This is a genomic window from Citrobacter braakii, from assembly GCF_009648935.1.
Lineage (GTDB): Bacteria > Pseudomonadota > Gammaproteobacteria > Enterobacterales > Enterobacteriaceae > Citrobacter > Citrobacter braakii.
On sequence record NZ_CP045771.1, the window covers coordinates 3468434 to 3484380 of the forward strand.

16 protein-coding genes are annotated in these 15947 nt (G+C 50.6%); 10 read left to right on the top strand and 6 right to left on the bottom strand.

Annotated features, from left to right (window positions below; all coding sequences use genetic code 11):
• Positions 1 to 80 precede the first annotated feature (80 nt).
• Positions 81 to 2126 (bottom strand): peptidyl-dipeptidase Dcp, encoded by a 2046-nt coding sequence (gene dcp / locus GFC06_RS16180; protein WP_049281789.1) that lies wholly within the window; start codon positions 2124 to 2126, stop codon positions 81 to 83.
• Between the two features lie 137 nt (positions 2127 to 2263).
• On the opposite strand from dcp, the gene ydfG reads away from it, so the two are divergent.
• The 3 genes from ydfG to ydfZ all read left to right on the top strand — a co-directional run bounded on the left by ydfG (position 2264) and on the right by ydfZ (position 4176).
• On the top strand, positions 2264 to 3010 hold the full coding sequence (gene ydfG, locus GFC06_RS16185) for a bifunctional NADP-dependent 3-hydroxy acid dehydrogenase/3-hydroxypropionate dehydrogenase YdfG (RefSeq protein ID WP_016153061.1): 747 nt from the start codon (positions 2264 to 2266) through the stop codon (positions 3008 to 3010).
• 86 nt (positions 3011 to 3096) lie between these two features.
• Entirely contained in the window at positions 3097 to 3783 is a 687-nt protein-coding gene (locus GFC06_RS16190; RefSeq protein WP_016153060.1) for a GntR family transcriptional regulator, read from the top strand.
• A gap of 189 nt (positions 3784 to 3972) precedes the next feature.
• Positions 3973 to 4176, top strand: coding sequence for a putative selenium delivery protein YdfZ (gene ydfZ / locus GFC06_RS16195; protein WP_003032393.1), 204 nt, complete (start codon positions 3973 to 3975; stop codon positions 4174 to 4176).
• Positions 4177 to 4250: 74 nt separating this feature from the next.
• On the opposite strand, the gene GFC06_RS16200 is transcribed toward ydfZ, so the two are convergent.
• The 4 genes from GFC06_RS16200 to GFC06_RS16215 form a co-directional block, all read right to left on the bottom strand.
• Complete coding sequence (locus tag GFC06_RS16200) at positions 4251 to 5717, bottom strand: mannitol dehydrogenase family protein (protein ID WP_153690375.1); 1467 nt, start codon at positions 5715 to 5717, stop codon at positions 4251 to 4253.
• A gap of 159 nt (positions 5718 to 5876) precedes the next feature.
• A complete protein-coding gene (locus GFC06_RS16205) occupies positions 5877 to 7211 on the bottom strand; it encodes an MFS transporter (protein WP_049041486.1) in 1335 nt (444 codons plus the stop codon).
• Between the two features lie 60 nt (positions 7212 to 7271).
• A complete protein-coding gene (gene rspA / locus GFC06_RS16210; RefSeq protein ID WP_016153056.1) occupies positions 7272 to 8486 on the bottom strand; it encodes a starvation-sensing protein RspA in 1215 nt (404 codons plus the stop codon).
• A gap of 107 nt (positions 8487 to 8593) precedes the next feature.
• Entirely contained in the window at positions 8594 to 8920 is a 327-nt protein-coding gene (locus GFC06_RS16215; RefSeq protein WP_016153055.1) for a YnfA family protein, read from the bottom strand.
• 153 nt (positions 8921 to 9073) lie between these two features.
• Between GFC06_RS16215 and GFC06_RS16220 the strand changes: the two genes are divergently transcribed.
• Both GFC06_RS16220 and speG read left to right on the top strand, forming a co-directional pair.
• Positions 9074 to 9415, top strand: coding sequence for a DUF1283 family protein (locus tag GFC06_RS16220; RefSeq protein WP_016153054.1), 342 nt, complete (start codon positions 9074 to 9076; stop codon positions 9413 to 9415).
• A gap of 35 nt (positions 9416 to 9450) precedes the next feature.
• Positions 9451 to 10011: a spermidine N1-acetyltransferase gene (gene speG, locus GFC06_RS16225; RefSeq protein WP_006684613.1), complete on the top strand. Its 561-nt coding sequence runs from the start codon at positions 9451 to 9453 to the stop codon at positions 10009 to 10011.
• 7 nt (positions 10012 to 10018) lie between these two features.
• Here the strand turns inward: speG and GFC06_RS16230 are convergent, their stop codons facing one another.
• Positions 10019 to 10729 (bottom strand): YnfC family lipoprotein, encoded by a 711-nt coding sequence (locus tag GFC06_RS16230; RefSeq protein ID WP_029139534.1) that lies wholly within the window; start codon positions 10727 to 10729, stop codon positions 10019 to 10021.
• Positions 10730 to 10831: 102 nt separating this feature from the next.
• Here GFC06_RS16230 and GFC06_RS16235 point away from each other — a divergent pair, with 102 nt between their 5' ends.
• From GFC06_RS16235 to dmsD, 5 genes are all read left to right on the top strand, one after another.
• A complete protein-coding gene (locus GFC06_RS16235) occupies positions 10832 to 11140 on the top strand; it encodes a DUF1161 domain-containing protein (RefSeq protein ID WP_103766286.1) in 309 nt (102 codons plus the stop codon).
• 148 nt (positions 11141 to 11288) lie between these two features.
• On the top strand, positions 11289 to 13715 hold the full coding sequence (gene ynfF / locus GFC06_RS16240) for a selenate/tellurate reductase subunit YnfF (protein ID WP_153690376.1): 2427 nt from the start codon (positions 11289 to 11291) through the stop codon (positions 13713 to 13715).
• Between the two features lie 10 nt (positions 13716 to 13725).
• Positions 13726 to 14343, top strand: a complete 618-nt coding sequence (locus tag GFC06_RS16245) for a DMSO/selenate family reductase complex B subunit (protein WP_153690377.1) — start codon at positions 13726 to 13728, stop codon at positions 14341 to 14343.
• Between the two features lies 1 nt (position 14344).
• A complete protein-coding gene (locus tag GFC06_RS16250) occupies positions 14345 to 15199 on the top strand; it encodes a dimethyl sulfoxide reductase anchor subunit family protein (protein ID WP_047417536.1) in 855 nt (284 codons plus the stop codon).
• 42 nt (positions 15200 to 15241) lie between these two features.
• Positions 15242 to 15856 (top strand): Tat proofreading chaperone DmsD, encoded by a 615-nt coding sequence (dmsD, locus tag GFC06_RS16255; protein WP_016153048.1) that lies wholly within the window; start codon positions 15242 to 15244, stop codon positions 15854 to 15856.
• Positions 15857 to 15947 lie beyond the last annotated feature (91 nt).

The window sequence follows — 15947 nt, forward strand, 5'->3', positions numbered from 1 at the left end:
ACAACGATTCATTTTGCTGAAGAAAAAATCCAGCTAACAACCGGGCACCACGCCCGGTTCAATTTTCTGGCTGACTAGTCTTAAGCGCTCAAGCCACGATGTTCTAGCATGGGTTCCATACGCGGTTCACGCCCGCTCCACTGGCGATAAAGTTCAGTTAAATCAGTGCTGTTTCCGCGGGACAAAATTGCTTCGCGGAATTTCTGTCCGTTTTCACGGGTTAATCCGCCCTGCTCTACGAACCACTGATAGCCGTCATCGGCCAGCATTTGCGTCCACAGATAGGCATAATAACCTGCGGCATAACCGCCACCGAAGATATGGGCAAAATAACTGCTGCGATAACGCGGCGGCACAGCCTTGAGATCCAAACCTTCCGCCGCCAGCGCCTGCTGTTCAAATTGATCGACCGGATGAGATGACTCGCTCAACTCCAGAGAGTGCCAGCGCATATCCAGCAATGCAGCGCTGAGCAGTTCGGTCATGTCGTAACCTTTGTTAAACAGACTGGCCCGCTGCATTTTATCCCGCAATGCCTGCGGCATTTGCTCCCCGGTATCAACATGTCGGGCAAAACGGGCAAAGACCTGAGGATGGCTCGCCCAGTGTTCGTTGATCTGTGAAGGAAACTCGACAAAATCACGCGGAGTGTTGGTTCCAGAAAGCGTGGCATAACGCTGAGTGGCGAACAGACCGTGCAATGTATGTCCAAATTCATGAAATAGCGTAATAACATCATCCCACAGCAGCAATGCAGGCTGATCCTGCGCAGGTTTTTGATAATTACAGACGTTGTAAATAACCGGTCTGGTTTCGTTAAGCAGCGATTGCTCGACAAAATTGCCCATCCAGGCTCCGCCGCTTTTTGATTCCCGGGCAAAGAAATCACCGTAAAATAGCGCCAATCCTACGCCATCATGATCGAATATTTCCCATACCCGAACATCCGGGTGATAAACCGGAATATCGAATCGTTCAACGAATTTGATGCCAAAGAGTTGATTGGCCGTCCAGAAAACGCCCTCGTTCAGCACCGAATCCAGGGCAAAGTAAGGTTTGAGCTGTGCCTCATCAAGGTCATATTTCTCACGACGGACCTGCTCGGCATAAAACGACCAGTCCCAGGCCTCGGCGCTAAACGACTCGTGTTCTTGAAAGATAACGTTCTGGATTTCAGCCTGCTCATCCAACGCCCGCGCCCGCGCGGCTGGAACAATAGATCGCATAAATGTCAGTGCCGCTTCCGGCGTTTTTGCCATCTGGTCGGCAATTTTCCAGGCTGCGTAATTGGCAAAACCAAGCAGTTGCGCCTGCTGCATCCGGATTGCTACCAGTCGCTGAATAATAGCTCGCGTATCGTTGGCATCATCATTTTCAGCCCGCGTCCATGCGCGGGTGAACAGTTTTTCGCGGGTCTGACGATCGCGTAAAACCGCAAGCGCCGGTTGCTGTGTTGTGTTTAATAGCGGGATAACCCAACGCGCTTCAAGCCCTTTCGCCCTTGCAGCTTCGGCGGCAACGGCAATTTCTTCTGTGCTCAGCCCCTCCAGATGCCGGATATCATCCACCACCATAGCACCTGACGTGTTGGCTGCCAGCAACCGTTGATTGAACTGGCTGGTCAGCGTGGCTGACTCCGTATTGAGCGCTTTAAGTTTGGCTTTATCGGTCTCGTTCAGACGGGCGCCGGCCAGTACAAAACGCTGATACACGACCTCCAGCAGACGTATTGATTCGCTATCCAGACTTAACGTACCACGCCGTTGCCAGACAGCTTCGACACGGGCGAAAAGCGCGCCATTGAGATAAATATCATTGGCAAGGTTCGCCAGCTCTGCGGAAAACTCTTCGTCAAGGCGCTGTAGTTCATCGTTGGTGTGCGCCGCCGTCATCGCGAAGAAAACGCTGGTCACACGCGTGAGCAGCCCCCCGCTTTGTTCAAGCGCCAGCAACGTATTAGCAAAATCAGGAACCTGTGAGTTTTGCACAATAGCGTCGATCTCGGCGCGTTTTTGCCGCACGCCTTCATCAAACGCTGGACGATAATGCTGCACGTCGATCTGATCAAACTGCGGTGCCTGATACGGCAATGTGCTGTGGTGTAAAAATGGATTCGTTAACGACATCTTTCACTCCTGAAAACGATTTGTTTACCAGAGTAGACTTCCCGGGAATCGACCGCAATCGCGTTAAGCAGGAATAGCTCTGAACGGAAATGACGTGCTATGGTAGTACTACATAAAAAGCGTTGAGGAACAGTGAGATGATCGTTTTAGTAACCGGAGCAACCGCAGGTTTTGGTGAGTGCATTACGCGTCGTTTTATTGAGAATGGGCATAAAGTTATTGCCACCGGACGCCGCCAGGAGCGCCTGCAGGAACTCAAAGATGAGCTGGGTGACCGCCTCTATACCGCGCAACTGGACGTACGTAATCGTGCATCAATTGAAGAGATGCTGAACGCCTTACCCGCTGAATGGCGCGATATTGATGTTCTGGTCAACAACGCGGGTCTGGCGCTGGGCCTTGAGCCAGCCCACAAGGCCAGCGTTGAAGACTGGGAAAATATGATCGACACCAACAACAAAGGCCTGGTTTATATGACCCGTGCCGTTCTGCCAGGCATGGTTGAGCGCAACCGCGGTCATATTATCAATATCGGTTCTACCGCGGGCAGTTGGCCATACGCTGGTGGGAACGTCTACGGTGCGACCAAAGCGTTTGTTCGCCAGTTTAGCCTGAATTTACGTACTGACTTACACGGCACTGCGATTCGCGTTACCGACATTGAACCGGGTCTGGTTGGCGGTACGGAATTCTCTAACGTACGTTTCAAAGGCGATGACGCTAAAGCTGAAAAAGCCTACGAAAATACCACCGCCCTGACCCCGCAAGATGTTACAGAAGCGGTATGGTGGGTGGCGTCCTTACCCGCTCATGTCAACATTAACACCCTTGAAATGATGCCTGTCACACAGTCTTTTGCCGGACTGAGTATTCATCGGAGCTAATTTCTCTGCCCGGCCTTGCGCCGGGTATAGATAGCCTGAAATAAGTGATAAGATCTCCGGGTTAACTCTCTAAAAAGTAAGAATGAATGACCGTAGAAACGCAGCTCAACCCTACACAACCGGTAAATCAACAGATTTACCGTATTCTTCGTCGTGATATCGTGCACTGTCTGATTGCGCCCGGTACGCCGCTGTCGGAGAAAGAGGTTTCCGTACGCTTTAATGTGTCACGCCAGCCGGTACGAGAAGCATTCATCAAACTGGCAGAGAACGGTCTGATTCAGATCCGCCCGCAGCGTGGCAGCTACGTAAACAAAATTTCGCTGTCGCAGGTGCAAAACGGCTGTTTTGTTCGCCAGGCAATTGAATGTGCCGTGGTCCGCCGCGCCGCATCACTGATCACCGATAAACAGTGCTATCAGCTCGAACAAAATCTGCATCAGCAACGCATCGCGATTGATCGAAAACAAATCAATGATTTCTTCCAGCTTGATGACGAATTTCATCAGAAACTGGCTTTAATCGCCGAGTGCCAGCTCGCCTGGGACACCGTTGAGAATATTAAGGCCACGATTGACCGCGTTCGTTATATGAGCCTGGATCATATCTCTCCGCCTGAAATGCTGCTGCGTCAGCATCACGATATTTTTACCGCACTTGAGAAACATGATGGCGATGCCGTTGAGCGCGCAATGATGCTGCATCTCCAGGAAATTGGTGAGTCCGTTCAGCTAATCCGTCAGGAAAATAGCGACTGGTTCAGCGAAGATTAATATTACGCTCACCTCACACCGAGGTGAGTTCCTCCTGCGTTTCCCCTCTCCCGCACATCTGCATAAAAAAAGCTGTGATTTTGATCGAAAACAAAAAAAATCATTAACGAGAAGCGTATTTATATTGCGCCCGTTACGTGGGACTAGAGCCCACGGGCTTTGACGGTAAGTTGGAAAGGAGAAAACACCATGAAAACATACGATCGTAACCGTAACGCAATCACCACTGGCAGCCGCGTCATGATTAGCGACACCGGACTTACAGGCCGCATTACAGCGATAGATACCGATGGCCTGACCGCTGAGCAAATTCGCCGCGGGAAAACAGTGGAAATCGAAGGGTGTGAAGGTAAATATGCCCCCCTCGAACTGATTCGTTTGGGCATGAACTAATTGGTGTGAATGCCAGAAAACAATGCGCCATCTGGCCTGTTTATAGCCAGATGGCGACTTAAATGATGTTCTCGTTACTTCAGTTTTGCAGCATACTTCGCAACGGTTGCTTTCGCCCCTTCAGCCAGTAAAGCAAGATAGGCTTGTGTGACCTGATTCTTGAACAATTCTACCTGCGGCAGTTCACGACCAAAAATAGCATCGATCGCCAGCAGCGCCTGGACACGATCTTCGCCCTCGTTACTGCTATGCACCGCTTTCTGGATCACCGGTAACAGCGGATCGCTGATTTCAATCGCCTGGCCCTGATCATCCACACCGCCGACGTAACGCATCCAGCCAGCCACGCCCAGCGCCAGCAGTTCAAAGTGGCTACCGTGCACAATGTGCCAGCGAATGGAGTCCAGCATACGCTGCGGCAGTTTTTGACTGCCGTCCATCGCGATCTGCCAGGTGCGATGACGCAGTGCCGGGTTGCTGTAGCGCTCAATTAACAGATCGGCATAGTGCGGAAGATCCACTCCTTTCACTTTTAACGTGGGCGCTTGTTCCTGCAACATCAGCGCGCGCGCGGCGAGGCGATAATTTTCATCGCCCATGCAATCGTTAATGTGCTGATATCCCGCCAGATACCCCAGATAAGCAAGGAAAGAGTGGCTGCCGTTGAGCATACGCAGTTTCATCTCTTCAAACGGAATGACATCAGCAACCAGCTCCGCTCCCGCCTTCTCCCATTCAGGGCGACCAGCGACAAAGTTATCTTCAATAACCCACTGACGGAACGGTTCACATGCTACGCCTGCCGGGTCGCGTACGCCGGTAATGTGTTCAATTTTGTCCAGCGTATCCTGGGTAACAGCAGGGACAATGCGGTCAACCATTGTCGACGGGAATGTGACATGTTGTTCGATCCACGCAGCCAGTTCCGCATCCACCGCCCGGGCATACGCGGTGACAACATTGCGCATTACATGACCGTTTTCCGGCATGTTGTCGCAGGACATCACGGTAAAAGCGGGTAACCCCGCAGCTTTGCGGCGTGCAAGCGCCTCAACCACAACGCCTGGCGCAGTTTTTGGCTGTTTTGGATTTTGTAGATCGGCAGCAATCATCGGGTTGTCTAACATCAATTGACCGGTCGCCGGAGAATGGCAATACCCTTTCTCGGTAATGGTCAGAGAAACAATCGCAACCTGCGGTTCACTCATCGCAGCCAGTACGCTTTCCAGCCCATCAACCTGCGCATGCAGCGCATTTTTCACCACGCCCACGACTCTTGCAGTCCAAGCATCTGCGGACATTTCTGCAACGGTATACAGGTTATCTTGCTGTTTCAGATCGGCAATCTGCTGCTCGCCGCCAATCAGGTTCACTTCGCAATAGCCCCAGTCACTGCCGTGATCTGCAGCGAGAATGTCAGCGTAAACCCCCTGATGTGCGCGGTGAAATGCGCCAAACCCCAGATGGACAATACGCGGGACCAGTTTTGTACGATCGTAGTCGGGAAGTGCAGCCTTTGCCGTTAAGAGCTTGTTTTGCATGGTATAACCTACTTATCAATGAAATCAGGATTGATTCAGAGTAACGCCTGTATGGTTGTATGTTTTGATTTGCATTAAGCTTTTTATGATTGGTATGACATCACTTAAAGCTGTGTACCATAAAAGGTAAATTTGGCGGCATATTGCCGCCAAAGGATATTAATGTTTCTGCCACTGCTGGTATTCACGTTTAAGCCTTTGCGGTGCAGTTTCCGGCATCATCAGCAAACCAATAACTGAGATGACGCCAAGTACAATCACATAGGTTGCGAGTCCATAATAATGTCCACCAGTTACTTGCAGAATTTTTACTGCTACTAAACCAAGAATCCCACTACCAATTAGCGATCCCAACTGCCAAATTAATGCTATTCCGCTACAGCGAATATGAGTCGGGAAAAGCTCTGGGAAATAAGATGCCTGAGGTGCATAACACATACTATGCCCAACGCTCAGTACCAGGATCATTACTATTTGCGTAAGCCAAAAGCTATCCTGATTGATTGCAAGGAAGAAAGGAATAATCATAACAACCTGGAGCAATGCGCCGATAATATAAACTGGTTTACGCCCAATTTTATCGCATAGCGAGCCCATCATCGGTATTGCAATTATTTCTATAATCACCGCAACAATCATTGTCTCCATCAAGATATTTGCATCGAGATTGTTTGCCTTACCGTATGCAAGGACAATCACTGTAAACATTGCAAATGTGCAAGCCTCAATCAGCTTCGCACATACTCCCTTAACGACAATTCCCGGAAAATCACGGATAACTTCAACTAATGGACGTGATTCTTCTGCTTTTGTCTCCCTAATCTGAGCAAAGACTGGTGATTCATCAATTTTTAAGCGGATAAATAACCCAACAATAACCAGCAACAGACTTAACAGGAACGGTATACGCCACCCGTAATCCATCATTGCCTCTGGAGAAAGTGTGGCATTTAACAACGCAAAGAGTGCTAACGGCAGAAGAAAACCAACTGGGGCACCGATTTGAACCCAACTCGAAAAAAATCCACGATGTTTGGGCTCAGAATATTCAGCAGTCATCAATACTGCACCGGCTTGTTCTCCTCCAACACCAAAGCCCTGTAATACACGAATAAATATAAGTAAAGCTGGAGCCCATACACCTATTTTTTCATATGTAGGTAACAACCCAATACAGAATGTCCCTAAGCCAACGATTAATATAGTAATAACCAGTGCTTTTTTGCGCCCGACCTTATCGCCAATATGCCCAAAGACAATTCCTCCTAATGGTCTAGCTAGGAAACCAACGGCATAGGTTGCAAAAGCAGCCAGCGTACTAATTAACGGATCGTCACTTGGGAAAAATAAATGACCAAAAAAGAGTACGGCTGCTGTCCCATATGCAAAGAAGTCATAGTATTCGGCAGCAGTACCAATTGCGGAGGCTGAAGCCACTCTGCGAATAATGGGTTTATTATCTACGTTATTTTTAATATCGACTGAACTAACCATAAGTTTTACCTTCTGTAGGGTATTGAGTTAATCAACATCTTTCGTACGTAAAATTTATATTTACCAGTTCCACAACGTGCCATCTTCCAGACGAGCAACAGGCAGATATGCAGGGTCATACGGGTATTTCGCCGCCAGCTTTTCATCAAACTCGATCCCAAGACCTGGTTTGTCTCCAGGATGCATATAGCCGTTATCAAAGGTCCAGTTGTGCGGGAACACTTCCAACATTTGCTCGGAATACCCCATATATTCCTGTACGCCGAAGTTCGGCACCCACAGATCAAAGTGCAACGCAGCGGCCATGCATACTGGGGACAGATCGGAAGGTCCATGCGAACCAGTACGTACCTGATACAGCGACGCGAAATCGGCAATTCGACGCATGCCAGTGATACCGCCCGCATGGGTGATGGTGGTGCGGATATAGTCGATCAATTGTTCTTCAATAAGCTGTTTGCAGTCCCAGATGCTGTTGAAAACTTCCCCTACCGCAATCGGCGTGACCGTATGCTGGCGGATCAGGCGGAAGCATTCCTGGTTTTCAGCCGGGGTTGGGTCTTCCATCCAGAACAGACGGTATTGCTCAATGCTTTTGCCGAAACGGGCCGCTTCAATTGGCGTCAGACGGTGGTGCATATCGTGCAGAAGATGTTCGTTGAAACCAAACTTGTCGCGCACGGCTTCAAACAGTGTTGGTGTGAAATCGAGATATTTCTCCGTTGACCATAACTGCTCTTCTGGCCACTGCCCTTTGGTAGCGGGTTCGTAGGCCAGTCCTTTGCCTTTAGACATACCGTAAGTGGTTTTCATACCCGGCACGCCGCACTGCACGCGAATTGCTTTAAAGCCCATCTCTTTATGGCGCGCATAATCTTCGAGTACGTCATCAACGGTATGGCCTGTGGTGTGACAGTAAACCATAACGCCTTCACGAGATGCACCGCCGAGCAACTGGTACAACGGCATATTCGCCGCTTTCGCTTTGATGTCCCACAATGCCATATCCACCGCGGAAATCGCCGACATGGTGACCGGACCACGACGCCAGTACGCGCCTTTGTAGAAAAACTGCCAGATATCCTCAATTCGGTGCGCATCGCGACCAATCAGCTGCGGACAAACATGATCTTTCAGATAGGACGCTACGGATAACTCGCGTCCGTTTAACGTCGCATCTCCCAGCCCAGTGATCCCATCGTCTGTCGTAATTTTCAACGTGACAAAATTACGCCCCGGACAGGTGACAAACACTTCAGCCCCAACAATCTTCATCTCTTATTCCTTGCATTTGTTCTTGTGATGCAGGAAATTTACCCAACTGAGCTACTACCATACAAGTATGAAGATCAAAAAAGCGCTGATTGATCACAAAAAAGGCGCTATGCGCGCCCCCATCCAGCCACAATAATCAGCATGCCGCACAATGCCACCAGCGCGCCTGACCAGTCGTACAGGCTAAGTTTTACGCCGTCAACAATACGTAGCCAAAGCAACGCTGTCACCACGTAAACTCCACCATAGGCCGCGTACACACGCCCGCTTGCTGCCGGATGCAGCGTCAGTAACCAGACGAATAAGGCCAGTGACATCCCGGCGGGTATCAGCAGCCAAGCCGTAGCCCCTCGCTTAAGCCAGAGCCAGGGTAAAAAGCAGCCAATGATTTCGCATAACGCGGTGATGAAAAAAAGGAATGTGGTCTTAAGCATTGATGTTATTCAGTTACCTTCGGTTTAACCATGATACGACAGAATGTCGTTAGCGTATCCATCTCCGCTGAGTGGGTATGCCCGCAAGCCGGAATAGTGTAGAATTTAACCCTGTTTTATTGTTTTTCCCCTTTCCCATAAAAGGAATTCGCCATGAATATTACACTGACCAAACGCCTGTGCCTGACGGCTATGCTGACGCTGGCTGCGGCTGTGTACACCTCTTCCGCATTTGCTGAAACCAGTAAACTGATCATTGAATCCGGGGACAGTGCGCAAAGTCGTCAACAGGCAGCAATGGAAAAGGAACAATGGAACGATACGCGTCAGCTACGCCAGAAGGTCAACAAGCGTGCAGAGAAAGAGTGGGACAAAACCGACGCAGCTTTCGATAGCCGTGATAAATGCGAACAGAGCGCTAATATTAATGCGTACTGGGAGCCCAACACCCTGCGCTGCCTCGACCGCCGCACTGGCCGCACCGTTGCCCCATAATGATTGCACTTTGAAAGATATTGAAAGGATACGATATGACTAGCGCCCTCAGTGTTAAGCTGCGCCCGCTGGAGCGTGAAGATTTACGATTTGTCCATCAGCTTGATAACAACGCCAGCGTAATGCGTTACTGGTTTGAAGAGCCTTACGAAGCATTTGTTGAGCTGTCAGATCTGTATGACAAGCATATCCACGACCAAAGTGAACGTCGCTTTGTTGTGGAATGCGACGGTGAAAAAGCCGGACTGGTGGAGCTGGTTGAAATTAACCATGTGCACCGCCGGGCAGAATTCCAGATCATTATTTCGCCGGAGTATCAGGGCAAAGGCTTGGCTTCCCGGGCTGCTAAGCTGGCGATGGATTACGGCTTTACCGTACTTAACTTATATAAGCTGTATCTGATCGTTGATAAAGAGAACGAAAAAGCCATCCACATCTACCGTAAACTCGGCTTTATGGTCGAAGGCGAGCTGATTCATGAATTCTTTATCAACGGTCAATACCGCAACACTATCCGCATGTGTATCTTCCAGCAGCAGTATCTGGCAGAACATAAAACGTCAGGTCCCAACCTGCTGCAACCTACCGCTCAATAAAGACTGACTAATAGTAATCGATGGTGTTTTCAATCGAGTAATGGTGTTCAACTGCCGGCTTCACGCTCTCGTCAACGATAACAAGCTGGCAGTTGACCGGATTAGCATAGTCATCATACTTGCACGTTTGTTTTACATTACCTAACGGATGGTTATTGAGCAGACTTACCGCGGTGTAATCCAGCTTCTTTAACGGGTCAACCGACGGTTTGGCATCAACCTGCAAGGTATTGTCCTTATTGACGGTGGTTTTACCCAGCGGGTAGCCTTCCGCATCATAGCGATATTGCACCTTCATCTCTTTTCCCGTGGCGGAAACGACAAAACCGTTATCGTCGGTATCCCATACCACGCCCGCCGCAGGCAGTTCTGCTAACTGACATTTACCCTGTAAGCGGATCCGTTTTTCCAGCGTTTTGGCGTCCCGGTAATAGTTAGCATCCAGGACCAACGCCATGCCGGTATTGCTTTCAATATCATGCAATTCAAGCGTATCGAAGCACCCTTCCTGTGAGAGCGTACCGACAACGCGCTTGGTGACTTCACCTTTGTCATTAAGCAGCGTCTGGCTGAAATCTTTTACTGGCCCGCGCAGCGGATCGAAATCAAATTCATTGGAAAAACTGGCCATTTCCGGCGTAAAGGAATCCAGGCCTTTGGCGTTATCACACCCGGCCAGCACGACGCACAGGAAACCTAACAAGATCTTTTTCTTCACATTTTTCACCGGGATAAGAAGATAATTCTCAATCATATTAGCAAATACAGTTATTTACACCAGAAATGCTAATCTTAGTCCAGGTCGATCATAAAGGAGCTGATGATGAAATACATAACAGGAATTGCCGCGCTCTTACTGGCCGTCGCGTCCCCGCAGGTTTTGGCGGCACCGGCGTCATGTGAACGCGTGAAAAGCGATATCGAACAGCGGATCATTAATAATGGCGTTGCTGAATCCAGCTTTACGCTGAACATTGTTCCCAACGATCAGGCCGATCAACCTGATTCACTGGTCGTGGGACATTGTGCAAACGATACGCACAAAATTCTCTATACCCGAACCAACAGTGGCAATGCCCCAGCCAATAGCACCCCTGCCCAGGACGGGCACGCCGCCGAACCGCAATAAATCACGCCCTCCGTGCGCGGAGGGTCACTCCTGTTTGATATGCATTAAGATGACATACCCATAAGTGGGTAAACTCAAACCATTATTAGCATGCTATTAATTTCGTTATAGAAATTAATATATAGCGATAACTATAATGGGGTGAGTAATGTCAAAAACTGAGCAATACGGAGGCATTAGCCGCAGGACGTTAGTGAAATCCTCGGCAATGGGTTCGCTGGCGCTTGCCGCGGGTGGGCTGTCGTTACCTTTCGGAATGCGCACTGCCGCCGCAGCGGTACAGCAGGCGATACAACCCGTTGAAGAGAAGGTTGTCTGGAGTTCTTGTACCGTTAACTGTGGTAGTCGTTGTCTTTTACGTCTGCACGTTAAGGATGACTCCGTCTATTGGGTAGAGTCGGACACAACGGGCGATGATACCTACGGTAATCATCAGGTACGTGCCTGCTTGCGTGGCCGATCGATCCGTCGCCGTATGAATCACCCTGACCGCCTAAAATATCCAATGAAACGTGTAGGCAAGCGTGGAGAAGGAAAATTTGAAAGGATCACCTGGGATGAAGCACTGGACACCATTAGTGGTAATTTGAAGCGGATCCTGCAGGATTACGGTAACGAAGCGGTTCACGTGCTGTACGGTACAGGTGTAGATGGTGGGAATATTACTAACTCCAACGTCCCCTACCGCCTGATGAATTCTTGCGGCGGCTATTTGAGCCGCTACGGTAGTTATAGTACCGCGCAAATCAGCGCCGCAATGGGTTATATGTTTGGTGCTAACGACGGCAACAGTCCTGACGACATCGCCAATACAAAACTGGTCGTCATGTTTGGCAATAACCCTGCCGAAACCCGTATGAGCGGCGGCGGTGTAACCTGGTATGTTGAGCAAGCCCGCGAACGTTCTAACGCACGAATGATCGTTATCGATCCTCGATATAACGATACTGCCGCTGGTCGTGAGGATGAATGGCTGCCTATCCGACCAGGAACTGACGCTGCATTGGCTGCGGCGATCGCCTGGGTACTGATCACCGAAGATCTGATTGATAAACCTTTTCTTGATAAATACTGTGTCGGCTTCGATGAAACCACTCTTCCCGCCAGTGCACCGCGGAATGCACACTATAAAGCCTATATTTTAGGCGATGGACCAGACGGGATAGCCAAAACACCGGACTGGGCTTCCCACATTACCAGCATTCCGGCTGAGAAAATTATCCAGTTAGCGCGTGAAATCGGCGCAGCGAAACCCGCTTATATCTGCCAGGGTTGGGGACCGCAGCGTCACTCCAACGGTGAACAAACCGCTCGCGCGATTGCGATGCTCTCCGTTTTAACCGGCAATGTGGGGATAAACGGTGGTAACTCAGGGATGCGCGAAGGGACCTGGGATCTGGGCGTGGAATGGTTCTCCATGCTAGAAAACCCGGTTAAAACGCAGATATCAGTCTTTACCTGGACGGATGCTATTGATCATGGTGCAGAGATGACCGCGACCAAGGACGGTGTTCGCGGTAAAGATAAGCTGGACGTGCCTATCAAGTTTATCTGGTGTTATGCCAGCAATACGCTCATCAACCAGCATTGCAATATCGCGCATACCCATGATGTCTTACAGGATGACAGCAAGTGCGAAATGATCGTCGGTATTGAGCATTTTATGACTGCCTCCGCAAAATACTGCGACATTCTGCTACCTGACCTGATGCCAACTGAACAAGAAGATCTCATCTCACACGAGTCTGCCGGGAACATGGGCTATGTCATCCTTGGTCAACCTGCGACATCGCCAAAATTTGAACGTAAACCCATTTACTGGATGTTAAGTGAAGTCGCCAAACGTCTAGGTCCGGATGTATATCAAAAATTCACCGAGGGTCGTACGCAGCATGAATGGGTGAAATACCTGCATGCCAAGACCAAAGAGCGTAACCCGGAAATGCCGGATTACGACGAAATGAAAACGACAGGTATTTTCAAGAAAAAATGCCCCGAAGAACACTATGTTGCTTTCCGTTCTTTCAGAGAAGATCCTGGGGCTAACCCATTGAAAACGCCATCAGGGAAAATTGAGATTTACTCTGAACGGCTAGCAACCATTGCAGAAACATGGGAACTCAAAGACGATGAGATTGTTCATCCTCTTCCAGCTTATGCACCAGGCTTTGACGGTTGGGACGATCCTAAGCGCAAAACGTATCCATTGCAGCTCACGGGTTTCCACTATAAGGCGAGAACCCACTCCAGCTACGGCAATATCGATGTTTTACAGCAGGCTTGCCCGCAGGAGATCTGGATAAACCCCGTCGATGCCAGGACGCGCGGCATCCGTAATGGCGACACAGTTAGGGTGTTTAATAATATCGGCCAGATGCTGATCAGCGCGAAAGTCACACCGCGTATTTTGCCCGGCGTCACTGCCATCGGACAAGGAGCCTGGCTCAATGCCGATATGTTCGGCGACCAGATCGATCATGGTGGTTCCATAAATATTCTCACGTCGCATCGACCTTCTCCATTAGCGAAGGGGAATCCATCCCACAGTAATCTCGTTCAGGTTGAAAAGGCATAAGGACTAACCCATGACAACTCAGTATGGATTTTTTATTGATTCCAGCCGTTGCACGGGGTGTAAAACCTGCGAGCTGGCCTGCAAAGATTACAAGGATCTCACTCCCGACGTCAGTTTCCGGCGTATTTACGAATACGCTGGAGGCGACTGGCTGGAAGATAACGGCGTCTGGCAACAGAATGTCTTCGCCTACTACCTCTCCATTGCCTGTAATCACTGCGAAGATCCGGCCTGCACCAAGGTTTGCCCCAGCGGCGCTATGCATAAGCGTGAAGATGGTTTTGTGGTGGTGGATGAAGACATATGCATAGGCTGTCGCTACTGCCACATGGCCTGCCCGTACGGCGCACCGCAGTACAATGCCGCCAAAGGTCATATGACCAAGTGCGATGGCTGTCATGACCGCGGGGCCGACGGCAAAAAGCCCATCTGCGTCGAGTCCTGTCCGCTGCGCGCGCTGGACTTTGGTCCAATTGATGAGCTGCGCAAAAAGCACGGTGAACTGGCGGCGGTCGCTCCGCTGCCAGGTGCGCACTTCACCAAACCGAGCATTGTGATCAAACCCAACGCCAATAGCCGCCCGACCGGGGATATCACGGGTTATCTGGCGAATCCGCAGGAGGTGTAACATGGGCAATGGATGGCATGAATGGCCGCTGGTCCTGTTTACGGTGCTGGGCCAGTGCGTGGCCGGGGCGCTGATAGTGAGTGGCTATGGCTGGCTGACCGCTAAAGACGAGGTGGCAAAACAACGTATCGTGCGCAGCATGTTTTTTCTGTGGCTGGTGATGGGCATCGCCTTTCTCGCCTCGGTAATGCACCTGGGTTCGCCACTGCGTGCCTTTAACTCGCTGAACAGAGTTGGCGCATCTGCGCTGAGTAACGAAATCGCCAGTGGTTCACTGTTTTTCGCCGTCGGTGGCCTGTGGTGGCTGGTGGCGTTTCTCGGTAAAATGCCCGCAGCGTTAGGTAAAATCTGGCTGCTGGTGGGCATGCTGCTGGGTCTGGTATTTGTGCTGGCGATGACCAGCGTCTACCAGATAGACACTGTCCCGACCTGGTATAACGGCTACACTACGGTGGCATTTTTTATGACGATGTTGCTAAGCGGACCGCTGTTTGCCGCCCTGCTACTGCGTGCTGCGGGTGTTTCCTCTGGCACCGCCAGATTCGCCTACGTGAGCGTTTTGGCCCTACTGGTGATCGTGGCGGTTATTGTTCTGCAGGGACTGTCGCTCGGCGGGATCCACAGTTCGGTACAATCCGCCAGCGCGCTGGTTCCCGACTACGGAAGCTTGCAGGTCTGGCGCATCATTCTGCTGGCCGCCGGTCTGGGCTGCTGGATATGCCCGCTGATACGTCGTAAAGCACCGTCCGTCGGCGGCCTGGCGCTGGGCTTAGTGTTAGTCCTCGCCGGTGAAATCATTGGCCGCGGATTGTTTTACGGTTTACATATGACAGTCGGAATGGCTGTTGCAGGTTAACTTTCGGGTGCGGGGCAACCCGCACTGTTCAGGATTGTTTGCATGACCCATTTTTCGCAAGGTGACAACTTTTCTACCGCGGCGCGCGTTCTCGGCGCACTGTTTTACTATGCGCCAGATAGCGCGGAAGCCTCTGCATTAGTCAGCGCGTTAAGAGCCGATGGCTGGCAGGCGCAGTGGCCGCTCGATCAGGCAATGCTTTTTCCGCTGGCTGCACGGCTACAAGCCGAGGTCGATGAGCCTCTCCCGCAGGCCTGGCAACGCCTGTTTGTCGGTCCATATGCGCTACCCTCTCCGCCCTGGGGATCTGTCTGGCTGGATCGTGAAAACGTGTTGTTTGGCGACTCTACGCTGGCACTCCGTCAGTGGATGCGGGACAACGGCATCCAGTTTGCCATGCAGCAAAATGAGCCAGAAGATCACTTTGGTTCACTGCTGTTGCTGACGGCCTGGCTTGCTGAAAATGAACGCCACACCGAGTGCGAACAGCTGCTGGCCTGGCATCTGTTCCCGTGGTCATCCCGCTTCCTTGATGTGTTTATCGAAAAAGCTGACCACCCGTTTTACCAGGCGCTGGGGGAGTTGGCCCGTCTGACGCTGGCGCAATGGCAGTCGCAGTTACTGATCCCGATAGCCGATAAGCCACTTTTTCGTTAGTTTCACCACAGGCAGGATGTGTCCTGCCTGTGTAGCATCCTGTTGCGCACGCCGAGCTTTTGCTTCTGTTGCCAAATAGCCGCAAAATAAA